We start from the raw sequence: 25,453 nt of genomic DNA on the forward strand, positions 1-25,453 counted from the left end.
AACTTTGGACTGAAGGTTAAGAGGATTAGCTGCGCACCGTGACGACCGCGCCCGGGGGAATGCCGAGCGTGCCGATAAGGAAGATCGCCTGGTAGTTTTCGTAGGCGACGCTGTCGACCTTGGCGCGGCCCAGCACGTCGACGGCGACGGCCTGGTTGTCGGAGTTCTTGGCCTCGACCTTGAGGGTGTAGATCTCGCCGTTCTGCGCCGTGGTGCCGTCGGACTTGACGCCATTCCAGTTGAAGTCGTGGCGGCCCTTGGTCGTATTGCCCGTGGTCTCGTAGACCACTTTGTTGTCGGCATCGAGAACCTGGATCTTCGTCGTCGACGAATTGGCGTTCATGCCATAGGTCCAGTTCGTGCTGTTGCTCTGCGTGGCGCTCTTGGCACCGAAGAACTCGATCTCCTTGCCGATGTAATTCACATAGGAGCCGTTCTCCTGCGGATTGGTCGGCAGCACCTGCGGATCGCGCAGGGCCAGCACGTCGGCGACCGAGTACTTCTCGCCGTTGACGACCAGGAAATCCACGCCATCGACACGTTCGACAGCCGAGACTGTGCCGCGGGTCTTGATCGTGGATTCCATCGAATTGCCAGCCGCATCCTTGGCCACGACTTCCAGGCGGTAGTTGCCCGACGGGGCCTTGCCGCCGCCGGCCAGCGTGCCGTCCCAGATGAAGGCATGCTCGCCCTTGGCCTTGTCCAGCGCCGCGGTATGCACGACCTTGCCGCTGCTGTTGATGACGCGCAGCTCGCCGGCAGTCGCCGTGGACGGCAGGTCATACAGCCAGGCGGCGCTCTGCGAGGTGCTGAGCGTCGACTTGTCCGACTCGATGTCGATCTGCTTGCCGATATAGCTGACCAGATTCGAGCTCTGCTGCGAACCGACCAGCGAGATCAGCTTCTCGAGGTTCTTGTTCTGGTTGATCGCCTGTTCGACCTGGCTGAACTGCACGAGCTGCGTGGTGAACTCCTTGGAGTCCATCGGCGAGGTCGGATCCTGGTTCTTCAGCTGTGTGGTCAGCAGCGTGAGGAAGGTGTCGAAGTTCTTTGCCAGCGACACACCCGCGTTTTCCGACTGGGTCGGCGTGGCGTTGGTGGTGCTCGGAACGGAGGTGACTGCGGTAACCATGGTCGGTCTCCTTAGATCTTGATATCGAGACCGCCGCGGGCGGCCGCAGCACGCTGCGCCTGGGCGGCAGCGGCCTGCACCGGATCGATGCGGGTGGTCTCGGCATATTCTTCATGGCCGCGGCCACGGCGGCCCTGGCCACCCTGATTCTCGCGGCCTTCCTGGGCCTGGTTCTGGTCGCGCAGCGAGAAGCTCAGCGACTGCTGGTCGGTCTTCAGGCCAGCGTCGCGCAGCGACTGCTCCAGCGCGCCGGCGTCCTTCTGCAGCATCTGCAGGGTGTCCGGCTTGTCGGCGGCGATCACGGCCATCAGGCGGCCGTCATGGCCGACTTCCAGCTTCACTTCCACCTGACCCAGATTACCCGGATCGAGGCGGATCGAAATCTTGTCGAGGCCTTCGGAGGCACCCTTCTTGATCTGCACGGCAACCTGTTCGCCGGCCGAGATATAGGCGTTGAGGCCGCGCGCCAGCGTCTGGTTGCTGGCATGCTGGCTGGCCGCGGTGGACTGCGCGGCCGGCGTCGCCAGCGCGGTCTGCTGCTGCGCCACGTGGGCCGGGGTATTCTGCTGGGTGGCGCCAGCAGTGCCCTGCGGCACGACGATCTCGGCGCCGAAATGCTTCTGCAGGGCGGCGGCGAATTTCATCTCCGGTGCGGCATTCAGCTGCTGCTGCTCGGTCTGGGCCTGCAGCTGCTGCTGAAGCAGCGCGGCGTCGGCATGGTCGCCCTCGTTCTGCATAGCCATCAGCGCGGCCTGGTCGACCAGTGGCTTCGGCGTCGCGGCGGTCACCGGCTGCATATCGACGGCCAGCGACTTGTCGCTCTTGCCATCGGCCTTCGGCACGGCCACGCCGGCCGCCTGAACGACCTGCACCTGCAGTTGCGGCTGCGGCTCGGCGGTCACGGTCTGAACATTCTGCTGCAGCTGGCTTTCCGCCCGAGCCTGCAGGGTCTGCCGGATCGCAGCGAAATCTTCCTTGGTCATGGTCTGCTGCTGCGACAGCAGGGCAGCCACGCTGGTCTCGGTCGCATCCTTGGCGACGGCGGCCTTCATCGCGGCATCGGCAGCGGCCTGCTGCGCTACCGGAGTCTGCACCGGCATCTCGACCGGCGCCTGCGTCGGAACGGCAGCAGCCTCGACCGAGGCCTGCGCGGCGGCCAGCGCCTGGGCAGCGGCGTCAGCAGCGGTGGCGACCGGCGCTGCAGGAATGGCGGCGGCAGCGGCAACAGCAGCGGCAGGCGCGGCCACCGGCGCGGCGACGACCGGCGTGGTGACCACCGGCGCGGCGGCAACAGCAACCTTGGTATCGACAGCGACGGCAGTGGCAGCCGGCGCGGCGACGACCGGCACCTGCTGCAGCAGATTCAGGATCAGCAGCGCATCGGGGGCTTCGGCCACCACCGGCTTGGCAGCGTCATCTTCCAAAGTCTCGTCTTCGGCGACCTCGGTCTCGCCGGCATTCGGCTTGGCGGCCTCGGTCTTGGGCTTGTCTTCAGCTTTGGGCGCAGCGTCCTTATCGGCCGGCGCGGCTTCGGTCTGATCCTTGGCCACCTGCTTGTCGTCGGCCTTGGCAACCGGCTTTTCAACAGGCTTCTCGGCCGGCTTGTCGGCAGTCTTTTCAGCCGACGCGGCGTCGCGGGTATCGGTCTCGGCGGGCTTGGCAGCCGGCGCGCGGGCTTCGGTGCGATCTTCGCTGTAACGGTCGGTGGCCGGACGCTCGGCAGCGGCAGCGCGCTCGGTGCGCTCAACCTGACGGGTCTCGGTGCGGGGGGCCGGCACATCCTGAGTCGCCTGCTCGCCGCTGCGCGCCACGGCCTGGCTGCCGGCGCCGTAGAAGGCATTCTGCAGCACGCGCGAGAAATCCTCCGCCCGGCGGCCGATATCGTCGGCGGCAGAAGCGGAAGCGGAGGCGGCAGTGCTGTTGACCGAGGTGACTTGCATGGGAATCCTCATTCGACGCTCCTCTGGTAGCAAGCGCCGGGCCAACTCGGTTTTTCATATTAAGATATTGATTTTATTTGTATAAATTTGAGCGATGCGCTCGAAACCGCGGTCTGGACTTGCCGGCCGGCAATTTCTGCCGGTGCCCCATGACCTATCCTGCGCCCCTTCTGCCGGTCGCCTTGCCCGGATGGAGCGGCTAAGGTCCGGCCCCATGTCAGACCCGTTTCAGACCGCGTTGCAGCACCAGCAGGCCGGCCGCCTGGCCCAGGCCGCCGAGATTTACCAGGCCATGCTGCGGGGCAATCCCCAGCAGCCCGAGGTGCTCTACCAGTTCGGCCTGCTACACCATCAGGCCGGGCGCCCGGCCGAGGGCGTGAAATACGTCCAGCGCGCCCTGTCGCTGCAGCCCGGGCAGCTCGCCTATTTCAATACCGCCGCCATGCTGTTCATCGCCGCCGGCCAGCCGGCCGAGGCGCTGCGCATGGCCGAGCAGGCGCGCAGCCGCAACCCTGACAGCCCCGAGGCCGCCAACAATCTGGGCCTGGCGCTGGCGCTGCTTGGCCGCCCTGCCGATGCCGATGCCGCTTATGCCGAGGCGTTGCGCCTGCGCCCTGCCTTCCCCGAGGCGCAGTTCAATCGCGCCAACCTGCAGCGCGAACGCGGCGACTATCCCGCCGCCATCGCCGCCTATGGCGCCCTGCTGCAAAGCGCGCCGCAGTTTGTCGCCGCGCGCGTCAACCTCGGCATTGCCCATGAGCTGGCCGGCGATCTTCCTTCTGCCACCGCGGCCTATCGCGCCGCCGCCGAACAGCAGCCGACGCTCGCAGTCGCACATCTCAATCTCGGCTTGGCGCTGCAGAAGCAGCACCGCTTCCGCGATGCGATCGTGGCGCTGAAACAGGCCGTGGCTCTAGATGCCAATCTGGTCGTCGGCCATATGGCGATCGGCCAATCGGCGCGCGAGATCGGCGATACCGCCACCGCCATGCGGGCCTTCCAGCGCGCGGCTAAACTGGCGCCCGATCACCCCGAGGTGAAGGCGGCGCTATCAGGACTCTTAAGCGGCCTCATTCCCGGCTGGCATTTCCCCATGCTGGCCGATACGGCGCGCAACGAGGCCTTTGATGCCGCGCTCAAGAAAGCCGTGACACCGGGCATGACCGTGCTGGATATCGGCACCGGGTCTGGCCTGCTGGCGCTGATGGCGGCGCGCGCCGGCGCGAAAGCCGTGATCGCCGCCGAAGCTCATCCGCTGATCGCCGAGACCGCACGCGAGATCGTGGCGCAGAACAAGGCCGACGCACGTATCACGGTCATCCCCAAACGCTCGACCGAGATCGACCCGCAGAAAGAGATGCCAGCCCTGGCCGACCTGATCGTGGCGGAGGTGCTGGACACCGGTCTGATCGGCGAGGGCATGCTGCCGACGGCCCGCGATGCCTTGAAGCGCCTGGCAAAACCAGGCGCACAGATCATTCCCGCCCGCGCGCAGGTGCTGGCACAGGTGGTCAGCCTGCCGGTGCTGCGGCCGGTCAATCCGTTGCGCAGCATCAGTGGCTTCGATCTCTCGGCCTTCGACAAGTTCCGCAACACCAGCGCGCATGGCAATGTGCGGCTGGATCACGAGCGTTACGAGCCTTTGAGCGCCGTGCTGCCGGTGCGGCTGGTGGAATTCGCCAGCCCACCCGACTGGACCCGGCCGCAGACCATGCAATGGCAGGCCCCGATCACGGCGGATGGCATGGCACAGGCGCTGGTCTTCTGGTTCGATCTCTGGCTCGACGACGAGATCATGCTGTCCACTGGCCCGGGCGGCGCCATGCGGCACTGGGGCCAGGCCGCCTGCTGGCTGCCCGAGGATCGCAGCGTGAAAGCCGGCGATACGCTGGGCTTCACGGTCACGCTGGCCGACACTTATATCGACTTCGCGCTGGCATAAGCTGCAAACGGCGCTAGACTCACCCCATGAGCCTGCCACCGCAAAAACCTCCCGTGACCGGCGCACCGCCGCGCCCGCTGGCGCCCAAAGGGCCCGCAGTCAGCACCTATCCCGATGACGAGGCCGGCAAGGAGCAGCTCGAGTCCACATCGCTCGATGACCTCACCCATGCCGAATATCGCCTGCTATACGAGGAGGCCGCGCGCAACGTGCTGTTCGCCAAGCGGCAGCAGTGGCGCGTGCTGGAATACTTCACCCTGCTCTCGATCGCCCTGGCCGCCATCGGCATCGTCATGCCGTTTGCGCAGGATGTGGCAAACTTCGTCTCGGGCTTCCTGATCTTCGTCGGCGCCGCCATCGTCGGGGTGCTGCTGATGCTGCAGGTCTGGCAGAATCGCGAGCATGCCAAACAGGCCTACCTGGCCAGCGACCTGTCGAACTTCGCCCGCACCGCGCGCCGCCTCAAGCCCAAGGCCAGCAGCGACGTGCACCGTTACGTGATCCTCGGCGTGATGATCTTCTATGTGGTCGTGCTGGCGATGGTGATCGTACGCCTGCTCGGCGACATCGGCCGCTAGGCCCTTCAGTTGAACAGATAACTGTCCATCGCCAGCGAGCCATAGGCAAAGCTGGCATGCATGCGTTCGGCCGCCTTGCCCGGCGTCGCCGCGCCCAGCGCCACATAGAGCGGCAGCAGATGCTCATCGGTAGGATGATTCATCGCCGCATGCGGCGCCTGCCGCCGGTAATCCGCCAGCGCCGCATCGTCGCGGCTTTGCAGCTTATCCGCCATCCAGTCGGCGAAAGCCTGTGCCCAGTCAACAACAGGTCCGTTGTCGCGGCGATCGAGCTGGCGCAGGTTATGGGTGAGCGAGCCGGTCGCCATGATCAGCACGCCCTCGTCGCGCAGGGGCGCAATCGCGCGGCCGAGCGCCATGTGATGGGCGGGCGAAAGATCGGGCTGCAAGGATAATTGCAGCACCGGGATGTCGGCCTGCGGATAGATCAGCAGCAGCGGCGACCAGGCGCCGTGATCGAGGCCGCGCTCCGGATTCAGGCGCGCGCCAAAGCCGGCATCATCCAGCAGCGATTTCACGCGCTGGGCCAGCGCCGGCGAACCCGGCGCGGGATATGCCATCTGATAGAGCGCGGGCGGGAAGCCGTAGAAATCGTGGATGGTGGCGGGCTGCGGCGTGGCGGCCACTTCAGGCGCCGCGGTTTCCCAATGCGCCGAGATCGCGAGAATCGCCTTCGGCTTTTGCCAGCGCGGGCCGGCCTGCAGCAAAAACCGATGCGCCGGACGCTCGGTCTCAAGCGTCAGCATCGGGGAACCATGACTGATGAACAGGGCCGGCAATGACATGGGCATCACCTATGCCAGCGTCGCCGGCCCTGCAAGACGTTACCGGTCAGTGACGACTTACCTGCCGGTTACTCGCCAGCGGCAAGCGGCCCATTCATGGCAGGCCGTGCCCACTCGGTCGGGCGGGCGCGGAACAGGCCCGCGATTCGCCCAATGAAGGCTCGGATGGTTTCGCCGCGCAGCGTGACGGCGCGCGCGCGCAGGTAGGCCATCTCGTCGGACGAGATGTAGCGGATGGCCGGGAAGCCCTCGCCGATCTGGAAACGCTTGTCGATGTCAGTCATCAGATTGGTGGGATGGGTCAGCTGGGTCATGGGAGGCCCTCCTCTTGCTGGGTGGACTGGGCATGATCCTATGCTGCACTGCACTTTTCATTAATGCGGAATTATGTCAGTATTTAATGACTGAAATTCATAAATAAGGTCCTCATGGATCGTTATGGCGAAATGCAGGCGTTTATCCAGGTCGTCGATCAGGGCGGCTTCACCGAAGCCGCCAAGACGCTGGGCCTCTCCCCGTCTGCCGTCAGCAAGCTGATCTCGCGGCTGGAGGACCGGCTGGGCGCGCGACTGCTGCAGCGGACCACACGCCGCGTCAGCCTCACCGCCGAGGGCCGCGTCTATGCCGATCAGGTGCGCGAGATCCTGACCGACATCGATGCGGTGGAGGCCAGCGTCGGCGGCGCCGAGGCCGATCCGCGCGGCAGCTTGCGCGTCAATGTCGCGCATGGTTTCGGCATGACGCAGATCGTGCCGCTGCTGCCCGGCTTCCTGGCGCGCTATCCCAAGATCGACGTGCAGATCACCTTCGCCGACCAGGTGGTCGATCTGGTCGCCGAGGGCGAGGATGTCGGCATCCGCACCGGCCAGCTTCAGGATGAAACGCTCATCGCGCGCAAACTCGGCGAGCATCGCCGCATCATTTGCGCGGCGCCGGCCTATCTGGAAAAGCATGGCACACCGCAGACACCCGACGACCTGGCGCATCACAACTGCCTGCTGTTCGACGGGCCGGAGGGCCTGAACGAATGGCCCTTCCATCGTCCCGACGGCAGCATCGAGCGCCGACCCATCCGCGGCAATTTCCGCAGCAGCAACGGCGATGCGATCTTTCGCATGCTGCTGGATGGCGTGGGGCTGTGCTATGCGGCCGACTTCGGCATCAAGCCGGCCATCGAGAAAGGCAGGCTGGTGCCGGTGCTGACACAACACACGGCCGATGTCCTGCGCCCGATCCATGTGGTCTATCCGGCGCGCAAGCATCTGGCCGCGAAAGTACGAGTCTTCGCCGATTACCTGATCGAGCAGTTCACGCCGGAACCGCCCTGGCTGATGAAGCCCTGATTAAACCAGGGCCTGGGCGGCCTTGATCAGCGCCGCGATCTCGGCCGGGCTCTTGTCAAACGAGCAGACGAAACGGTTGAGCGAGCCGTCCGCGCTCCAGGGATGGAACTTGGCGCCCTGGGCGCGCAGGCCTTCGGCCAGCTTGGGCGGCAGCACGGCAAAGACTTCGTTGATCTGCACCGGCGTGGTGATCTGCACGCCGGGAATGCGCGCCAGGCCATCGGCCAATTCACGCGCCGCCGCATTGGCCTGACGGGCCAGCTTGAGCCACAGCCCATCCTGCAGCATGGCCAGCAGCTGCACCGACAGGAAACGCGCCTTGGAAAACAGGTGGCCGCCGCGCTTGCGGCGATAGAGGAAGCTTTCGGCCAGCTCGGGCTTGAAGAAGACCACGGCTTCCGCGGCGAAAGCGCCATTCTTGGTGGCGCCGAAGCTCAGCACGTCGACGCCGGCGCGCCAGGTGATGTCGGCCGCGGAACAGTTCAGGCCGGCGACCGCATTGGCAAAACGCGCGCCATCCATATGCAGACGCATGTTGTTCTCGCGGCACAGACCGGCGATATCGGCGATTTCATCGGGTGTGTAGAGCGTGCCCGATTCCGTGGCCTGCGTGATGCTGACCGCCGAGGGCTGCGGGTTATGCTGCGACCCGGCCCAGCCGAGCGACAGCGCTTCTTTCAAAGCATCGAGACTGATCTTGCCCTGCTCGCCCGGCAGGGTGACCAGCTTGGCGCCGCCGGTGAAGAATTCCGGCGCATTGCATTCATCGGTGACGATATGCGCATCCTGATGGCAGTAGATCGCGCCATGGCCCGGGCTGATGCAGGCCAGGCTCAGCACATTGGCGGCAGTGCCGGTGGCGACAGGAAACACCTTGCATTCACGGTCGAACAGCACCGAGAAGGCGCCGTCGAGTTCCATGCTCCAGTCATCGGCGCCGTAGGAGGACTGTGTGCCCTTGTTGGCGGCGATCAGGGCTTCCATGATCTCGGGGGCGGCGCCGGCCACGTTATCGCTGCGAAAATCCATCTTCAGACGTCCTGCTGTTCAATCTCGAGGGCAAGCGGTGCAAATCCGGTGGCGGCAGCGTCCGGCCGCCAGGCCTGCGGCGCGCCCGCGCGCCCATCCTGCACCGCGCTGATCAGCCAGACCAGAGCCGTGTCGTAAATCATCGCCGCATCCTGCACGGAAGGCGACGGCCGGCCGTTCGGATGGCTGTGCCAGTGACCAATTATGCGATTGGTCCCGCCAGTCTCGGAAGATTGGGTTTCACGAAGGCGCCGCATCACGGCGACATGCACGGCGGGATCGAGTTCGAATTCGCGCTCGGGCGTCGTCGCCAGATTCTTCGCCGGCACGATCTCGGTGACGCGCAGGTCTTCATTCCCGACCAGCAGTGCACAGGCCTCGCGCGGCCAGGCCGCCTCGGCCAGAGCCGTCAGCTGCGCCGCCTGTGCGGGCGTCAGCCGCAGGGTCATTTCTCGACTTGAACCGTGATGCTGCCCAGCGGCTTCAGCGTCTCGCTGTCGAGCGCATAGAGCCGCTCGGTGCCATCGGCCAGCCGCACCCGCAGCACGATGCGGTTGCCGGTCGACAGCACATCGGCGACGCGGCTGTTCTTGGGCAGGCTGAACACCATATCCTCGATCGTCACGTTGCGCGGGGCAGCCGCCGGTGTGTTAGCCGTGCGTTTCGGCCCGCCAGTCATGATCAGGACGATCAGAAGGGTGGCGAGACCGACGAAGATGACGCCCAGACCGATGACGACAGCCTTCAGCCACCGTATCTTGAGGGTCTGTTCCTGTGTCTCGCTCATTGTGAAGAAATCTCCAGTCGCATGTCCGACGCCCCCAACCCGATCACGGCCCTGCAAGACCTGCCGCCCGTTCCGCCGGATACCGCCGGCGAACGGCTCGACCGCTATCTGGCGACGGTGCTCGCCGGCCTGCCGGGCGGGGATGAGGCGTCGCTGTCGCGGTCGCGTCTGAAATCGCTGATCCTCGACGGCCATGTGCATCTTAATGGCGCGACGATAACCGACCCCTCGCGCAAGATCAAACCGGGTGAGGTCTATACCGTGGGCCAGCCAGCCGCCGTGGCGGCGATCCCGGAGGCGCAGGACATCGCGCTCAACGTGGTCTACGAGGACGACCAGCTGATCGTGGTCGACAAGCCAGCCGGGCTGGTGGTGCATCCCGCCCCCGGCAGCCCCGACAGGACGCTGGTCAACGCGCTGCTGCATCATTGCGGCGACAGCCTCTCAGGGATCGGCGGTGTCAAGCGGCCGGGCATCGTGCATCGCATCGACAAGGATACGTCAGGCCTGGTGGTCGCCGCCAAGACCGACCGTGCCCATCACGGGCTGGCGGCGCTGTTCGCCGAGCATGACATCGAGCGTAGTTACGACGCGCTGGTCTGGAGTCACCCCAATCCGCTGCAGGGCACCATCGAGGGCGCGATCGGCCGCGACCCCAAGGACCGCAAACGCATGGCCATCGTCGAGCGCGGCGGCAAGGACGCCATCACGCATTACGAAACCAAGAAGATGATCTTCGACGCCAAGGGCCAGCCGGTCTGCGCGCTGGTGCGCTGCACGCTGGAAACCGGCCGCACACATCAGATCCGCGTGCATATGACAGCGAAGGGCAATGCGCTGATCGGCGACCCCACCTACGGCCGCGCCCGCAACCTGCAGCGCTATCAGTTAAGCGATGCCGCGCGGGCCGCCTTGAGCGGCTTCAAGCGCCAGGCGCTGCATGCCGCCACCCTGGGCTTCCGCCATCCGGTCAGTGGCAAGGCGCTACGCTTCGAAAGCCCTCTGCCGGCGGATTTCGCCAATCTGCTGAAGCTGCTGTCGACGCAGCGCTCGACGCCGCGGTGACGCTTAAAGCTTGAAAGCCGCGCGCATCGCGCCCTTCAGGGCCTCCATGGACTTCGCCTTGGCCTCCGCGTCCGGCCCGCCGCTGACGCCCATGGTGCGGCAGGCGGCCAAGGCCTTCTGCGCGGCCTCCGGGATCACGCGGCCATCGCGACCTGATGTGGTGAGGCCGGAGGTCTGCTCGACCCAACTACGGTCAGGCTGCTCGACATAGACGCATTTGCTGTAGTTTTCGCCGTTGGAATAGTTCCAGGGCCGGCCAGTCCCGTCCCAGCCATGCTGGGCATTCGGATAGACGATCATCTCCACCGCGCTGCCCGCCGCATTCATGCGGTCAACCGCATCGATGCAGCGCTCCGTCCCCACATAGGTATCGGCGCCGCCGATCAGCACCAGCATCGGCGCACCGGTCGTGCGCATGTTCAGATACATGCTGTCGCAGCCGGCATAGAACGGCACATGCAGCGCAAAGCGTGGGCCGTTCGGCACATGACGGTTCGCCATCAACTGCAGGCCGGTGCGCATGGCCACGCTGCCGCCCTTGGAGAAGCCGGTGATGCCGATGCGGGCTGGATCAATGCGCGGATGTGCGGCCGCCAGCTTCAGGGCCCCGAAGGCATCGGTGATCATGTCGTTGGTCGAGACTGTGCTCTGGTCGGCCACCGTGCTTTTCACGCCGCGCGGCGTGAAGGAGTCCGGGATGATGGCGGCGACATTCATCTTGATGAACTCGCGCGCATAGGCGTATTCGCGGCTGTCCGTAACCCCGCCGCTGCCATGGTGGATCACCATGGCCGGCAGGCCGGTCGCGCCACCCTCGGGCAGGAACAGCTCCGCCTTCACGGTCACCGGACCGCTGCGCGAGGTGCTCTGGAATTCGATGATTTCCTTGATCTGGCTCATGGCCGGCAGGGGCAGACCGGCCCCCAATACGACCAGCCCGATAACCCGGATCCGGACCCACCCCATAACCACCCCTTGAGGTTGCACCATGCCTGTGAGCACTATCACAAAAGCGCGCCGAGGCGTCCAGACCGGGCTTCGGCAGTCGCACTTCCGCCGTATTTGACCGCTCATCTTATTGCAAATGAAAGACAGGGCACCCATTTCTGAACCAGCGCCGGACGCCGAAAAAGCGCGACCGGGCGGGGGAGTTTCACCGAAGATGTCGACCACCGTCAGCCTGCCTGCTTTGTCCTCGGTCGAGGGCGGCCTTGGCCGCTACCTCGCCGAAATCCGCCGCTTCCCCATGCTGGAAGCGCAGGAGGAATACATGCTCGCCAAGTCCTGGCGGGATCATGGTGACGTGCAGTCAGCGCATAAACTTGTAACCAGCCATTTGCGCCTGGTGGCCAAGATCGCCATGGGCTATCGCGGCTACGGCCTGCCGGTCGGTGAACTGATCTCCGAAGGCAATGTCGGCATGATGCAGGCGGTGAAGCGTTTCGATCCGGATCGCGGCTTCCGCCTCTCGACCTATGCCATGTGGTGGATCCGCGCCTCGATCCAGGAATACATCCTGCGCTCGTGGTCGCTGGTGAAGATCGGCACGACGGCAGCCCAGAAGAAGCTGTTCTTCAACCTGCGTCGCCTGCGCGGCCAGATGAAGGCGATCGACGGCGGCCAGCTCACGCCCGACCAGGTCGAGAAGATCGCCACCCAGCTGGATGTCTCCAAGGACGAGGTCATCACCATGGACCGCCGTCTGGCCGGTCCTGACAGTTCGCTGAACGCGCCGCTGCGTAGCGACGAGGACGGCGGCAGCGAGTGGCAGGACTGGCTGGTGGACGAGACGCCGAACCAGGAAGCTCGCCTGGTGGAAGGCGACGAGTTCGACAGCCGCAAGGCGCTGCTGACCACGGCGATGGCGCAGCTCAACGAACGCGAGCGCGACATCCTGGCCCAGCGTCGCCTCACCGAGGAACCGACCACGCTGGAAGACCTGTCGGCGCGCTACGGCATCAGCCGCGAGCGCGTGCGCCAGATCGAGGTACGAGCCTTTGAAAAGCTGCAGAAGGCCGTGCGCAACGCAGCGGCCCAGAAGGGCATGAACGGCGTACCCGCCGAAGCCTGAACGTCGAAAAAAAGCCGGTTTTAAAGGGGGCGAAGCCTAGTCGTAGGCTTCGTCCTCATCGCTTTCGAACAGCGAATCCATGTCCAACGACGGCATCGGGCCATCGAGGCCCAGTGCGTCGAAGGCGCGCGCGGCATCCACCGACTGCAGCCAGATGGCCTTTTCGGTGCCGCGATAGAAGCGGGACAGATCCTGCTTCACCGATCCCATATCCGCCAGGCCGCGGGACGACAGGTCCGACAGCGCGTCACGGGTGAGATCGCGGCCCGCCTGCTGCTGCCGCAGGGCGGCGGCCAGGGTCTGGGCCAGATTGCGCAGGATGGTGACGTCGCGGCTGCGCCAGTCGTCATTGCCGGTATGGCGCTCGCAGCGGAAAATAGCGGTGGGCCGGCCGTGCGTATCGACCAGCAGCATATCAAGACGCGCCTTCACGTCTTCGGCGGGGCCGTCCATGACCGGCGCATCTTCTGTGACCATCGAGGAGACGCCCTGGCTGGCGGCATCGATATAGGCGGAGGTGGCGGATTGCGGGATCACCGCGCCCTGCTGGAAGCGGCCGTCGCGGGCATCCAGCAGACGCTGGCAGACCATGTCGCCCTTGTCGTCGAAGAACCAGATGCTCACGCGGCTGACAGCGGCGACATCCACGGCATCGAGGCAGATCGCCTCGCACAGGGCGGTCATGCCGCCAGCGCCGAAATTGTAAAGTGCTGCTTCCTGCGTCCTGAGCATGGGCCCCTCCTCCGGGGTGCGAACTCGATGGACGCAGTCTCTCCCCGGGCGGCCCGAAGCGGCAGGTTACGGCTCAATAATGCGGCATTAAGAGTCGATAACCTGCGGCACCACCGGCACGGGTTTACCCTGTCATTCGACGCAAGTCCGCAGGCCGGCAGGCAGCGATATGGCAGGAATACAGGCGGATTTCCGCGCCGATCAATCCGCGCCGCTCAATCTGTCGGTCAATCCTCGAAGGGATCCTTCATGAGGATGGTGTCCTCGCGCTCGGGCGAGGTAGAGAGCAGCGCCACCGGTGCGCCGATCAGCTCCTCGATGCGGCGGACATATTTGACCGCCGTGGCCGGCAGGTCGACCCAGCTGCGCGCGCCGCGCGTGGTTTCGCTCCAGCCTTCCATGGTCTCGTAGATCGGCTTGGCGGCAGCCTGATCACCCATGCCGGCGGGGAAGTAATCCAGCGTCTTGCCGTTCACCTCGTAGCCGACGCAGATCTTCAATTCCTTCAGGCCATCCAGAACGTCGAGCTTGGTCAGCGCGATGCCGTGGATGCCGTTCAGCTTCACGGTCTGGCGTACCAGCACGGCATCGAACCAGCCGCAGCGGCGCTTGCGCCCGGTGACGACGCCGAATTCATGACCCTTCTCGCCCAGCCACTGGCCGATATCGTCGGTCAGCTCGGTCGGGAACGGGCCTTCGCCGACGCGGGTGGTATAGGCCTTCACGATGCCAAGGATATAGCCCAGCGAACCCGGGCCGAGGCCCGAACCGGCCGAAGCCGAACCCGCCATGGTGTTGGACGAGGTCACGAACGGATAGGTGCCATGATCGACATCGAGCAGCGAGCCTTGCGCGCCCTCGAACAGGATGCGCTTGCCGGCGCGGCGGGACTCATCCAGATCGCGCCAGACCGGGGCGGCGTAAGGCAGAATCTTCGGGGCGATCTCGGCCAGCAATTTGAGCAGCGCCTCGCGATCCACAGGCTCGACGCCGAAGCCGCGGCGCAGCGCGTTGTGATGCGACAGCAGGCCGTCGACCTTGCGGCCCAGCGTGGCCTGGTCGGCCAGATCGCAGATGCGGATGGCGCGGCGACCGGCCTTGTCTTCATAGGCCGGGCCGATGCCCCGACGCGTGGTGCCGATCTTGACGCCGCCATCAGTGGCGTCCTCGCGCAGGCCGTCCAGCTCGCGATGCAACGGCAGGATCAGCGAGGCGTTATCGGCGACCTTCAGGTTATGCTCGCCGATCTCCACGCCCTGCCCGCGCAGCTTGTCGATCTCGGCGAACAGCGCCCAGGGATCGACCACCACGCCGTTGCCGATCACGGCCAGCTTGTTCTTGCGCACGATACCCGAAGGCAGCAGCGACAGCTTGTAGACATTATTGCCGATGACCAGCGTATGGCCGGCATTGTGGCCGCCCTGGAACCGCACCACCACATCGGCGCGGAGCGACAGCCAGTCGACAATCTTTCCCTTGCCCTCGTCGCCCCACTGGGCGCCGACCACAACCACATTGCTCATATCGAAATCCTTAAGCTCAAAGCGGCTGGACGGCCTTGCCGTCCCACCAGTGACTGCACCCTGCGGCCTTGGCCGCTTTTTTCACATCACCCTGGTCCTGCAACGCCGCCCAGGTGGCATGGCCATCCTGGCGCAACTTTGCCGCCGCCGTGCGTGGCGTACCATGAGGAAGATAAACCAGCGGCGCGGCCGGTTGTGCCGGCAGGGCGCGCATGACGCTGTCGAGATAGAGCGTGAAGCCGGTGGCGGCCTCGCCGGCCGGCGTCACATAGCGGCCGCCCCGGCCGAGTTCGCCACGCACATTGCGGGCAAACAGCGTAAACGCAATGCCGGTGTGATACTCGAAGCCCCGGAATTCGCCGGGATCGAGCGTGATCTGCAGATCAGGCGCGGCGGCGGCGACCTCGCGCACCAGCGCATCGAGATCAGCAACGATCTTGGCGGCGGTCTCGGGCAGCTTGAGTTTGTTCAGGCCGTCCAGCGCAGCGCGGGCCGGCCCGGTCAGCGGCAGCAGCTTGAGCAGCGTCGGCGCAGCGGCGCCGCCGGCTTCCTTCAGCTCGGCGGCATCCTTGCGATCCAGCGCGCGGCGCGCGGCGCGGGCCTGTTTCGGTTCCAGGCCATGTGCGGCCATGATCGCCGGCGCCAGCAAAGGCTGTGTGATATCCAGCGACAGGCCGCCGACACCGAGGGCTGCAACCGCTTCGGCCGCCAGCACGGCGACTTCCACATCGGCAGCCAGCGCATCCGATCCGATCAGCTCAACGCCGGCCTGGGCGAACTGGCGTTCGGGCCGCAGTTGCGTCCCGCGCACGCGCAGCACCTGGCCCGCATAGGCGAAGCGCAGCGGACGAGCAGAGTCTTTCAGGCGCGACGCGGCGATGCGCGCCACCTGCAGCGTGATGTCAGTGCGCAGGCCCATCATGCGCTGCGACACCGGATCCATGACGCGGAACATCTGACCGGCCAGATCCTGGCCCGAACCGGCAAGCAGGGTCTCCTCGAATTCGATCAGCGGCGGCTTGACTCGTGCATAACCCTGCGCCGTGAAAGCGCCCAGCAGCGCCTCGGTCGCCTTCGCCTCGGCCTCGGCGCGCGACGGCAGCACGTCGCGTAGGCCAGCCGGCAGCAGGCCAGCCGCAGCGCTCATGTCGCCATCATTCGCAGGGTTGCGTTCGCGCGGTGCCATCGTGATGCTGCCCGTTACCTGTTCTTGAAGGCGGGCTTGCGCTTTTCAGCGAAGGCGCTCATGCCTTCCTTCTGGTCTTCTGTCCCGAAGGTGGAGTGGAAGACGCGACGCTCAAACTTGATGCCCTCGGCCAACGTGGTTTCGTAGGCACGGTTCACCGATTCCTTGGCCATCATCACGATAGGCTGCGACAACGCGCAGATTTTTTCCGCCGTCTTGACCACCTCGTTCAACAGGTCGGCGGCCGGCACGATGCGGCTGACCAGGCCGGAGCGCTCGGCCTCGGCGGCATCCATCATGCGGCCGGTAAGGCACATTTCCATCGCCTTGGACTTGCCGACGAAACGCGTCAGGCGCTGGGTGCCGCCCGAACCGGGAATAGTGCCGATGGTGATTTCGGGCTGGCCGAATTTGGCCGTATCGGCGGCAATGATGAAATCGCACATCATCGCCAGCTCACAGCCCCCGCCCAGCGCATAGCCAGCCACCGCCGCGATCACCGGCTTACGGGTACGCGCCACGCGCTCCCAGTCGCGGGTGATGAAATCCTCCTTGTAGACATCCATGTAGCCCTTGGGCTGCATTTCCTTGATGTCGGCGCCGGCGGCAAAAGCCTTTTCCGAACCGGTCAACACGATGCAGCCGATCTTGTCGTCGGCCTCGAGCGCATCCACGGCTTTGGTCAGTTCCTGCATCAGCGGCGTGCTGAGCGCATTCAGCGCCTGCGGCCGATTCAACGTGATCAGGCCGACCGGGCCGCGCGTTTCCACCAGGATGTTTTCATAGGCCATGACGAACGTTCCTCAGGTTTTATTTGGGCAGCAGCTCGAAGCGCACGGTGAGTGCACCATCGCGGCCGGCGAAGCTGATTTTCAGCTGTTCGGTATCGCGGCGGAATTCTTCCGACCCGGCGGCCTGCCAGCCCAACTGCGGCAGGGTGGCGGCATAGAACTGCCGCACGGCGGCGGCGGTGACATTACCCTTGGCCTCGGTGCTACCGATGCGGCCAGTCGGCTTGTCGAACACCGTGGCGGCGTCGGCATTTTCAGCCAGACCGGGCATCAAGGGCACGTCTTCAGCGATGGAAAGAAAGCCGGCCGCCGCATGAGCGTGGCTGATGAGGCTTGCACGAATCCCCGCCAGCGCCAGACCGCCAATGACGACACCGCTCACGGGGGGTGTGGCAAGGACGAAAAGTGCAGCTAGCGCCGGGACCGGGAAGAACCTCCAGCCGGGGCGGAACATGGCCGGGAATTTGGCAGATCAGGCCGTCGGTTGGAAGCCCCGGAGGCCCGGAATCACACAGGGAATCCGGGGCCGAATCCGGCCTTTATCAGGCTATTTCTGGCAGCGGCCGCAATAGAAGGTGGAGCGTCCCGACTGGACGATCCGGCGAACGGCGGCCTTGCAGGTGACGCAGGCCTGCCCCTCGCGGTCATAGACCCGGAACCGGGTCTGGAAATAGCCCAGTTCGCCATCCGACTGCACATAGTCGCGCAGGGAAGAGCCACCGGCCTTCAGCGCTTCGGTCAGCACGGCCTTGATGGCCGGCACGAGCTTGTGCAGCTTGTCGGCCTTCACGCTGCCGGCAAGTTTTTCCGGATGGATGCCGGCGCGAAACAACGCCTCGCAGACATAGATGTTGCCCAGCCCCGCCACCACGGTCTGATCCAGCAGGGCGGCCTTCATCGGCGCCTTCTTGCCCTTCAGGGCCTCGATCAGGACGGCGGCCGTAAAGGCATCGTCCAGCGGCTCAGGACCGATTCCGGCCAGCAGCTTGTGGGCTACCAGCTTACTGCTGGGAACAAGGTCCATCATGCCGAAACGGCGGGCATCGTTGAAGGTGACGGCCCAGCCCTCGTCGGTACCGAAAATCACATGGTCATGCGGGCCGATGTCGTTGGGCCAGCCCTGCCGCATCACCATGCGGCCCGACATGCCAAGATGAATGATCCAGACCAGGTCGCCTTCCAGGCGAACCAGGATGTATTTGGCCCGGCGCTCCAGCGTCTCGACCCGGCGGCCCTGGATCGATTTGGCGAAATTCTTGGGCAGCGGAAACCGCAGGTCCGGCCGCCGCGCCTCGATGCGCGTGATGCGCCGGCCCTCCAGTTTCAGGGCCAGCCCCCGGCGGGTGGTCTCGACTTCGGGCAGCTCAGGCATGCCTCCGTCTATACCGTTACAGGGCCAATTCGGCTATGGTCTGGCCCGCATGACCCAGACAGGCCCGAATCCCGGCGATGAGACCCATTTCGGCTTCCGCACCGTGCGGGAAAGCGAAAAGGCCGGGCTGGTGCGTGGCGTGTTCGACTCGGTGGCCGGCTCCTACGACATCATGAATGACCTGATGTCGGGCGGCATACACCGGCTGTGGAAGAACAGCATGATCGGCTGGCTCAACCCCCATGGTGCGATGCGCGTGCTGGACATGGCCGGCGGCACCGGCGACATCGCCTTCCGCATTCTGGACCGCGCCCCGCAGGCCGAAGTGCTGGTCGCCGACATCAACACCTCCATGCTGGAGCAGGGCCGCAATCGCGCCATCGATCAGGCAAGGCTGTCGCGGCTGACCTGGGCCTGCATGGATGCGGAACACCTGTCGCTGCCTGACCGTTCGGTGGATGCCTATACCATTGCTTTCGGCATCCGCAACGTGACCCATATCGACGCCGCCCTGCGCGAGGCCTATCGCGTGCTGAAGCCCGGTGGCCGCTTCCTCTGCCTGGAATTCTCCACCGTGCGCAATCCGGCTATGGCGGCATTGTACGACGTCTACAGTTTCAACCTGCTGCCCAAGATCGGCGGTATCGTCGCCAAGGATGAAGACTCCTATCGCTATTTGGCTGAAAGCATCCGCAAGTTCCCGAATCAGGAGCGCTTCGCCGCCATGATCACCGAGGCCGGTTTCGACCAGGTTTCCGTGCGCGATCTCACCGGCGGCATCGCCGCGCTCCATTCCGCCTATCGCATCTGAGCTTTCCGTGGCTGTGCTGACCGACTTGCGCCATCTGCTTCGCCTGTTCGTCACCGGACGCAGTTTCGCGCGCCACGATGCGCTGTTCCTGCTGCAGGATTCAGCCTTCACCCCGCGCAGCGCCCGTGTGGCGCTGAAACTGTTCCAGACGGTGTTCGGCCGTCGCCACCCTGCCCTGCGACCCGGTGAGCGGCTGGCAGCGGCGCTGGGTGATCTGGGACCGAGCTACATCAAACTGGGCCAGGTGCTGTCCGTGCGCCCCGATGTAGTGGGTACGGCAATTGCCGAGGATCTGGGTCGTCTGCGCGACAAGCTTCCGCCATTTTCCTGGACGCAGGCCAAAATGATTCTGGAAACAGAACTCGGCGTGCCGGTCGAGACGCTGTTCAATCATGTGACCCCCGAACCTGTGGCGGCCGCCAGTGTGGCGCAGGTCCACCTGGCCGAAACCAGCGAAGGCCTGCCGGTGGCGGTGAAAATCCTGCGGCCAGGCGTGGAAGCAGCCTTTGCCCGCGATCTGGCGCTGTTTGCCTGGATCGCGGAAACGGCAGAACTGCGCGCCCCGGGCATGGCACGCTTGCGGCCGCGCGAAGTGGTGATGTCGTTGCGCGATTGGGTCGCCATCGAGCTCGACCTGCGGCTCGAAGCGGCGGCAGCGTCCGAGCTGCGCGACAATTTCCTCGACGATGTCGATGTGATCGTGCCTGCCATCGACTGGCAACGCACGGCGCGCCGCGTGTTGACCGTGCAGCGGATCAGCGGCACGCCGATCGAGGATCGGGCCGCCCTGGTGACGGCCGGCGTCGATGTGAAGGCGGTGGCCGAACGCGTCATCCGGGTCTTCCTCAAGCAGGCTTTGCGCGACGGCTATTTCCATGCCGACATGCATCATGGCAATCTGTTCGTGGCCGCCGATGGCCGACTGGAGCTGGTCGATTTCGGCATTATGGGCCGGCTCGACCTCAAGACCCGCCGCTTCATGGCCGAAATGCTCGGCGCCTTCCTGACCGGTAACTGGCGTCGCGCCGCCGAAGTGCATTTCGAGGCCGGCTATGTACCGGCCGACCGCAGCGTCGACGCCTTCGCCCAGGCCTGCCGCTCCATCGGCGAACCCATTCTTGATCGACCGGTCACCGAAATCTCCATCGGCCGCCTGCTGGCGCAGCTGTTCCAGATCACCGAAACCTTCGGGATGCAGACGCAGACTCATCTGCTGCTGCTACAGAAGACCATGGTGACTGTGGAAGGTGTGGCGCGCAGCCTCGATCCAGAGATCAATTTCTGGGAAGTAGCACGGCCAGTGATCGAGGATTGGGCGCGCACGAATATGGGACCCGAAGCCTATATGCGCGAAGCCGCCGGCACGCTGGTCGATTTCGCCAAACGCCTGCCCAAGGTGGCGCGCGATCTGGAAAGCCTGGCCGAAACGGCGCAGGCAGACGGCCTGCACTTAAGTACAGCCAGCATCCTGGCGCTGGCCGAGAGTCATGCCGAGGCCCAGGCGCGCCGGCGACGGCCGCTTCTCTGGGCGCTATGGGCGATTGCCACACTGCTGGCACTCGCACTTTTCGTTTGATCGCCAAAAGAAAAGGGGCCGGTTTCCCGGCCCCTTCCCGTTTGCACTGATCGGTTCGGATCAGAAGTCGAAGCGCGCGCCGACGAGGCCGAAGGTGGCCTTGGCGTCGTTGTTCGCCTGAGCGGCAACGCCGTTCGGGGTCGCACCGGCACTGTAGGCATCGTCGAAGTCATACTGACCGCCGCCGCCGAACAGCAGGATGCCGCTGGCCAGCTGGTAGCTGACGCCGACGCTGTACCAGGTGAACTTGTCGCGGCCGCCGACGGCGGTGCCACCAATGTTGCCCTGGTCGGTCTTGCTGAGCGAGAAGTCCGCACCGACACCGACCGAACCCGGACGGGTGCCGTTGGTGAGGTACTTCACACCGAGGCTGTAGACATCGCGCTGGTCGCCACCGGCATTGGTGAGCGGATTCTTGGTACCGGTCTCTTCGGTCTTCCAAGCGCCGCCGACCTGCACGATCGAACCATCGCCGATGTTGTAGGTGGCGGTGGCGCCGGCCATGAAGCCCTCAAGACCATTCTGCTTGAAGATCTGAGCGCCGCCCGAGGCAGCAGTCGGAGCCGTGCCGTTGGCTTCGATGTTGTAGTGGTTGTAGCCAACCATCACACCGAGATCGACCGGGCCGAACGACTCGATGTAGTTCGCCGCCGCCGAGTAGATCTTGGTGAACTGACCCGGATCCGTGGTCAGGCCAAAGCCCGGTGAGCAGGCGTTGGCGCTGGGCGTCCCCTGCAGCGAGGAGGCGTTGGCAAAGTCCTGGCAACCATCCGGAACATACGAGAAGCCAAGCTGCAGACCCTTACCGGCCTTCGAGCCGAAATAGCGGTTCGAAGCGGTATACAGGTTCAGACCTTCAGTATCATCACCGGAGGCTCCAAACTTGCTGAGCGGGCCGGTCGTGCGCGCACCCGAAGGGGCGTTGATCACATTGGTGTTGGCGGCCGGATCGATGGTTCCGATATTCGGCAGGGCCGAGGGGGCGCCATAGACCATCTTCGAGGACGCACGATCAGTGGAACCGATTTCCGCACGGCCTATATCGGCGCGTTCGAAGAACATGTAGCTTTCGTCGATCTGGTCGCCGTCGGTGTTGCCTTCCAGTTCAATGCGGCCGCCGGCCACCAGGCCGTTATCGAGCACGCCGCGAATATTGAACCAGATTTCGGTGTCGCCGGCGCCAATGGTGTTGGAGCTGCGATCAAGATGCGCCGGGGTGTTATCGCGATCCTGGAACTTGTAGGTGCGCATCATGTAGCCGCCGACGCTGACGCTGATCGGCTCGGCCTTGACCTGAGCGGATGCAATATCGGCCAGGAACAGGCCGGCAGCGGCAACCAAGGCAGTCTGGAGCAGTAGGGTCTTTTTCATCCGTTGGGTCCTTCTAGGTGAGGATATGTCAGCATCGCCGGGGGCGACCCACGAATGGCGCTAAGCGCGGGACGAACCCTGATTTCCAGGCCGGCCGTTGTCAACGAAAGGAGCGTAACTGCGACAGGGGCGGAAGAATTTGCCACCTACTGTGATCCGAAAGCCGCCACTTCCTGTGTCGACCATCACATTCCTCGATCGAAACGCGGAAATTACAAATCGCCGTTCAAAAAGAAAAGGGCGGGTTAAACCCGCCCCTTTCCCGGATCAAACCGAGTGTATCGGCTTAGAAGTCGAGGCGAGCGCCGATCACGCCAAAGGTCGCCTTGGACTGGTTGGCAGCAACATTGTTGCCGTCCTCGTAGTCATAGGCGCCGATACCGCTATAAAGCAGGATGCCAGCGGCAAGCTGATAGGTCAGACCGGCCTGAAGCAGATCATACTTATCGTCAGCGAAACCAGTTTCCTCACCCTTGACGCGGAGATATTCCGCACCCAGACCGATGGAACCCGGCGCCACACCGTTGGTCAGATAGCGCAGGCCAGCGTTGTAGGCTTTGCGGTCAATCGTAGTGCTCACTTCTTCCGACTTGTAGCCACCGCCGAAGGTGACGGTCGAGCCGTCACCGACATTGAAGGTCAACTGACCACCGGCCTGCCAGCCATCAACGCGATCCCGCACGGCCGGAGCAGTCGCAGTCTCCAAGTTGGTGCTGATGTAAGCGCCATACAGAGCCAAGCCAAAGGCACCGAACGATTCGATGTAGTTCGCAGCAACCTGATGGTTGTTGTGAACGCCAGCGTCATTGGTCACGCCGAAGCCAACAGGGCAGGTGCCCGCAGCGGCAGTGCCCTGCAGAGAACTAGTGTTAGCATAGTCCTGACAACCGTCAGCAATATACGAATAGCCGAGCTGCAGGCCCTTGCCCACCTTAGAACCAAAGTAGCGGTTCGAAGCGGTGTACAGGTTAAGACCTTCGGTATCATGAGCAGCGTTAGCAAACCACATCGTGGTGCCACCAGCGCGATTGTTTGCCGGAGTAATATAGGCTGAATTTTCCGAGGCCGACGAACCGGTCGAATAACCTGGGATGGCGCTAGGAGCGAAATAGTTCATCTTCGAAGTGACCCGATCAGTCGAGCCGATTTCCATGCGGCCGAAAGAATCGTTTTCGAACCACATGTAGCTTTCGTCGATCTGGTCGCCGTCGGTGGCGCCTTCCAGCTCGATGCGGCCGCCGACCTTCAGGCCATTGTCCAGCACCGCGCGGATGTTGAACCAGATTTCCGCGTCTGGTGCGCCGAAGGTGGCGGCCGAACGGTCGGTCTGGGCGCTCCCGGCCGCTTTAGAGCGGTCCTGGACCTTGAACGAACGATTCATGTAGCCACCGACCGTGACGCTGATCGGTTCAGCCTTGACTTGCGCGGAAGCGATGTCGGCCACGAACAGGCCAGCAGCGGCAACAAGCGCGGTTTGCAGAAGCAGAGTCTTCTTCATTTTCCTCTTTCCTCTCCCACCGGGATTAGGGTTTCAATGCTAGTCACTAGCAGCGAACAGACAGCCGACTCCGGCCATGTGATCGTCGAGGATCAAGCCATCCCCCCCCTGCAAGTGTCAATAAAAGCAGCGTTTTCCCGGTGCTTTTTGCGCGCGGTGTTGCAATTGGGCCACAATATTGCCGTATTTCGTGAAATTTTCTTTTCTTGTCAAAAGCTTATACTGGATTTGACGATCAAAATGCGATCCGCTTTTTGCCCTATTTGCGGCGCCGAAAATGATACGCCCGACCGGGCTCCGGCTGTCCATTTTCAATGCGTAGTGTCTCGTCGGCAAAGGTCACGACCTCGAAATCCGCCGCCTCCGCACAGGCACGGATATAGGCATCGGTCTGCCGGAACCGCCCGCGGGGCATGAGCTGGATCGGCGGATCATCTGGCGCCCCCAACTCAATGGTGCACAGAATTTCACCACTCTCGCTAAGATTCTGTTTTGAAAGATTAAAAATCCCATCCAGCTTGCCGATGTAGATAAACACATCGGTCGACAGCAGCACGTCATACCGGACAGGGGGGCGGCGCAGGAAGGTGTGAATCTCGGCTTTGTAGAGATGGTCATAACCCCGGTCGCTGGCCTGCCGGAGCATGCGCGCGGCCAGATCCAGGCCATCGAGCCGCGTCGCATAGGGCCGGAACAGGGGGGCATTCAACCCGGTCCCGCAGCCCAGGTCGAGAATCGTCCGGGTCGCCTGTTTCGGCCAGGCGGCTTCGGCCAGGGCGGCGATCATCTGCGGTCCGCGATACTGCAGGGCCGCCAGATGGGCGTCAAAATGATCCGCATGGCCGTCGAAGACCCACAGGACGTAGTCGTCCGGGGCCCGATCCGGCGGCACCCCGCCCTCCAGCATGGCGATCATGTGGCGGATCGCGCCGGAATTGGGCATCAGCGCACCGGCGCGGCGGAAAGCATCAAGGGCCCCGACACTATCCTTGCGCTCCAGATGACACTGCCCAAGGCCGAGCCAGGCCGGCGGAATATCGCGCTCGGCCAGGATTTGCCGGTAAAGCGCGATGGCGGCATCGATATTGCCTGCGGCCTGGGCGTCCCAGGCGCGGCGCAAAAGGTCATCGATGGCGGCATCCGTCAGCGGCATCAGCGCCGGCTTTAAGGCTTTTCCCGGAAGCTGGCAATCCTCCGCTCACCAAGGACCAGACGATTGGCGGGCCGCCTGAAACTGTGCTATTCCACGCATCCTTAACGCGTTTCAGGAGGACGGCTGCGATGGCTTTTGCGCGCCCGCAGATTTTGCGCTCGATTTCCGGCTGGCCCCTGCCGTATCGACTGGCCCGAGTCGGATCGCATCTGGCTGTCCTGCTGGTCGCCGGCAGCCTCGTCGTCCTGGCCGGCTGCAGCTCGCCGGGCGATGGCCAGACCCAGACCTCCTATCCTGAAAAGGATGGCAGCGGCAACTACAACCCAGCGCCGCAGAGTGCCGAGCGCTCCACCATTTTCGGCCCCGGCGGCCTCAATATTCTGGGCGGCGGCAACAAGAAGACCGACGATCAGGGTGGCAGCGGCGGTATCGGTGTGAACAGCTTCCTCTGGCGCGCCTCGCTGGATGCCATCTCCTTCATGCCGCTGGCCTCTGCCGATCCCTTCGGCGGCGTTATCATTACCGACTGGTATGTGCCGCCGCAGACCCCGAACGAGCGTTTCAAGGTCACCGTCTACATCCTGGATCGCGCCCTGCGGGCCGATGGCCTGCGCGTTGGCGTTTTCCGCCAGGTGCGCCAAGGCGATGGCTGGCTTGATCAGGCTGCGGCGCCCAACACTGCCGTGAGCATGGAAAATGCCATTCTGCAGCGGGCTCGCGAATTCCGCATGGAAGCCGAAGCGCGCCGCTAAGCGGCGACGTTCCACA

The 25,453-nt window shown here is 64.3% G+C and carries 25 protein-coding genes; 8 read left to right on the top strand and 17 right to left on the bottom strand.

What is annotated here, in order from left to right; translation table 11 throughout:
• Positions 1-25: 25 nt before the first annotated feature.
• The gene (locus AC1RRT_RS06755) at positions 26-1,132 is read right to left on the bottom strand and encodes a FlgD immunoglobulin-like domain containing protein (RefSeq protein WP_493013009.1); all 1,107 of its coding nucleotides are present in this window, start codon (positions 1,130-1,132) and stop codon (positions 26-28) included.
• Between the two features lie 11 nt (positions 1,133-1,143).
• Entirely contained in the window at positions 1,144-3,072 is a 1,929-nt protein-coding gene (locus AC1RRT_RS06760; protein WP_493013010.1) for a flagellar hook-length control protein FliK, read from the bottom strand.
• A 214-nt stretch (positions 3,073-3,286) separates the two neighbouring features.
• Between AC1RRT_RS06760 and AC1RRT_RS06765 the strand changes: the two genes are divergently transcribed.
• Both AC1RRT_RS06765 and AC1RRT_RS06770 read left to right on the top strand, forming a co-directional pair.
• On the top strand, positions 3,287-5,014 hold the full coding sequence (locus tag AC1RRT_RS06765) for a tetratricopeptide repeat protein (RefSeq protein WP_493013011.1): 1,728 nt from the start codon (positions 3,287-3,289) through the stop codon (positions 5,012-5,014).
• 53 nt (positions 5,015-5,067) lie between these two features.
• Positions 5,068-5,592, top strand: a complete 525-nt coding sequence (locus tag AC1RRT_RS06770) for a hypothetical protein (protein WP_493013012.1) — start codon at positions 5,068-5,070, stop codon at positions 5,590-5,592.
• 5 nt (positions 5,593-5,597) lie between these two features.
• Here AC1RRT_RS06770 and AC1RRT_RS06775 read toward each other — a convergent pair whose 3' ends face one another.
• Entirely contained in the window at positions 5,598-6,377 is a 780-nt protein-coding gene (locus tag AC1RRT_RS06775; RefSeq protein ID WP_493013013.1) for a DODA-type extradiol aromatic ring-opening family dioxygenase, read from the bottom strand.
• Positions 6,378-6,445: 68 nt separating this feature from the next.
• Entirely contained in the window at positions 6,446-6,691 is a 246-nt protein-coding gene (locus AC1RRT_RS06780) for a hypothetical protein (RefSeq protein WP_493013014.1), read from the bottom strand.
• 114 nt (positions 6,692-6,805) lie between these two features.
• Between AC1RRT_RS06780 and AC1RRT_RS06785 the strand changes: the two genes are divergently transcribed.
• The gene (locus AC1RRT_RS06785) at positions 6,806-7,720 is read left to right on the top strand and encodes a LysR family transcriptional regulator (RefSeq protein WP_493013015.1); all 915 of its coding nucleotides are present in this window, start codon (positions 6,806-6,808) and stop codon (positions 7,718-7,720) included.
• Here the strand turns inward: AC1RRT_RS06785 and AC1RRT_RS06790 are convergent, their stop codons facing one another.
• The 3 genes from AC1RRT_RS06790 to AC1RRT_RS06800 are packed head-to-tail and all read right to left on the bottom strand — an operon-like array spanning position 7,721 to position 9,536.
• Positions 7,721-8,749, bottom strand: a complete 1,029-nt coding sequence (locus AC1RRT_RS06790) for a threonine aldolase family protein (protein WP_493013016.1) — start codon at positions 8,747-8,749, stop codon at positions 7,721-7,723.
• Positions 8,750-8,751: 2 nt separating this feature from the next.
• Positions 8,752-9,198, bottom strand: a complete 447-nt coding sequence (locus AC1RRT_RS06795) for a M67 family metallopeptidase (protein WP_493013017.1) — start codon at positions 9,196-9,198, stop codon at positions 8,752-8,754.
• The gene (locus tag AC1RRT_RS06800; RefSeq protein WP_493013018.1) at positions 9,195-9,536 is read right to left on the bottom strand and encodes a hypothetical protein; all 342 of its coding nucleotides are present in this window, start codon (positions 9,534-9,536) and stop codon (positions 9,195-9,197) included. Before AC1RRT_RS06800 ends, AC1RRT_RS06795 begins: the two co-directional genes overlap by 4 nt.
• 21 nt (positions 9,537-9,557) lie before the next feature.
• Between AC1RRT_RS06800 and AC1RRT_RS06805 the strand changes: the two genes are divergently transcribed.
• Positions 9,558-10,601, top strand: a complete 1,044-nt coding sequence (locus tag AC1RRT_RS06805) for an RluA family pseudouridine synthase (protein WP_493013019.1) — start codon at positions 9,558-9,560, stop codon at positions 10,599-10,601.
• Positions 10,602-10,604: 3 nt separating this feature from the next.
• Here the strand turns inward: AC1RRT_RS06805 and AC1RRT_RS06810 are convergent, their stop codons facing one another.
• A complete protein-coding gene (locus tag AC1RRT_RS06810; RefSeq protein ID WP_493013020.1) occupies positions 10,605-11,567 on the bottom strand; it encodes a dienelactone hydrolase family protein in 963 nt (320 codons plus the stop codon).
• Between the two features lie 196 nt (positions 11,568-11,763).
• Here AC1RRT_RS06810 and rpoH point away from each other — a divergent pair, with 196 nt between their 5' ends.
• Complete coding sequence (gene rpoH, locus AC1RRT_RS06815; protein ID WP_493013021.1) at positions 11,764-12,672, top strand: RNA polymerase sigma factor RpoH; 909 nt, start codon at positions 11,764-11,766, stop codon at positions 12,670-12,672.
• A gap of 36 nt (positions 12,673-12,708) precedes the next feature.
• Here the strand turns inward: rpoH and AC1RRT_RS06820 are convergent, their stop codons facing one another.
• The 6 genes from AC1RRT_RS06820 to mutM form a co-directional block, all read right to left on the bottom strand.
• A complete protein-coding gene (locus tag AC1RRT_RS06820; RefSeq protein ID WP_493013022.1) occupies positions 12,709-13,404 on the bottom strand; it encodes a hypothetical protein in 696 nt (231 codons plus the stop codon).
• 227 nt (positions 13,405-13,631) lie between these two features.
• Positions 13,632-14,927 carry an adenylosuccinate synthase gene (locus tag AC1RRT_RS06825; RefSeq protein WP_493013023.1) on the bottom strand — a complete coding sequence of 432 codons (1,296 nt, stop codon included), beginning with the start codon at positions 14,925-14,927 and terminating at the stop codon, positions 13,632-13,634.
• A 16-nt stretch (positions 14,928-14,943) separates the two neighbouring features.
• On the bottom strand, positions 14,944-16,074 hold the full coding sequence (locus AC1RRT_RS06830; RefSeq protein WP_493013024.1) for an ATP phosphoribosyltransferase regulatory subunit: 1,131 nt from the start codon (positions 16,072-16,074) through the stop codon (positions 14,944-14,946).
• A gap of 53 nt (positions 16,075-16,127) precedes the next feature.
• The gene (locus AC1RRT_RS06835) at positions 16,128-16,904 is read right to left on the bottom strand and encodes an enoyl-CoA hydratase (RefSeq protein WP_493013025.1); all 777 of its coding nucleotides are present in this window, start codon (positions 16,902-16,904) and stop codon (positions 16,128-16,130) included.
• A gap of 19 nt (positions 16,905-16,923) precedes the next feature.
• Positions 16,924-17,286 carry a hypothetical protein gene (locus AC1RRT_RS06840; RefSeq protein WP_493013026.1) on the bottom strand — a complete coding sequence of 121 codons (363 nt, stop codon included), beginning with the start codon at positions 17,284-17,286 and terminating at the stop codon, positions 16,924-16,926.
• Positions 17,287-17,451: 165 nt separating this feature from the next.
• On the bottom strand, positions 17,452-18,276 hold the full coding sequence (gene mutM, locus AC1RRT_RS06845; protein WP_493013027.1) for a bifunctional DNA-formamidopyrimidine glycosylase/DNA-(apurinic or apyrimidinic site) lyase: 825 nt from the start codon (positions 18,274-18,276) through the stop codon (positions 17,452-17,454).
• Positions 18,277-18,325: 49 nt separating this feature from the next.
• On the opposite strand from mutM, the gene ubiE reads away from it, so the two are divergent.
• Positions 18,326-19,087, top strand: a complete 762-nt coding sequence (gene ubiE / locus AC1RRT_RS06850) for a bifunctional demethylmenaquinone methyltransferase/2-methoxy-6-polyprenyl-1,4-benzoquinol methylase UbiE (RefSeq protein ID WP_493013028.1) — start codon at positions 18,326-18,328, stop codon at positions 19,085-19,087.
• 7 nt (positions 19,088-19,094) lie between these two features.
• Positions 19,095-20,663 carry a 2-polyprenylphenol 6-hydroxylase gene (gene ubiB / locus AC1RRT_RS06855; RefSeq protein ID WP_493013029.1) on the top strand — a complete coding sequence of 523 codons (1,569 nt, stop codon included), beginning with the start codon at positions 19,095-19,097 and terminating at the stop codon, positions 20,661-20,663.
• A gap of 60 nt (positions 20,664-20,723) precedes the next feature.
• Here ubiB and AC1RRT_RS06860 read toward each other — a convergent pair whose 3' ends face one another.
• The 3 genes from AC1RRT_RS06860 to AC1RRT_RS06870 form a co-directional block, all read right to left on the bottom strand.
• Positions 20,724-22,034: a porin gene (locus tag AC1RRT_RS06860; protein WP_493013030.1), complete on the bottom strand. Its 1,311-nt coding sequence runs from the start codon at positions 22,032-22,034 to the stop codon at positions 20,724-20,726.
• Between the two features lie 286 nt (positions 22,035-22,320).
• A complete protein-coding gene (locus tag AC1RRT_RS06865) occupies positions 22,321-23,532 on the bottom strand; it encodes a porin (protein ID WP_493013031.1) in 1,212 nt (403 codons plus the stop codon).
• A gap of 259 nt (positions 23,533-23,791) precedes the next feature.
• Positions 23,792-24,685 (bottom strand): tetratricopeptide repeat protein, encoded by an 894-nt coding sequence (locus tag AC1RRT_RS06870; RefSeq protein ID WP_493013032.1) that lies wholly within the window; start codon positions 24,683-24,685, stop codon positions 23,792-23,794.
• 128 nt (positions 24,686-24,813) lie between these two features.
• On the opposite strand from AC1RRT_RS06870, the gene AC1RRT_RS06875 reads away from it, so the two are divergent.
• On the top strand, positions 24,814-25,437 hold the full coding sequence (locus AC1RRT_RS06875; RefSeq protein ID WP_493013033.1) for a DUF3576 domain-containing protein: 624 nt from the start codon (positions 24,814-24,816) through the stop codon (positions 25,435-25,437).
• Positions 25,438-25,453 lie beyond the last annotated feature (16 nt).

The sequence above is a fragment of the Ferrovibrio sp. GW821-FHT12B10 genome (genome assembly GCF_058807515.1).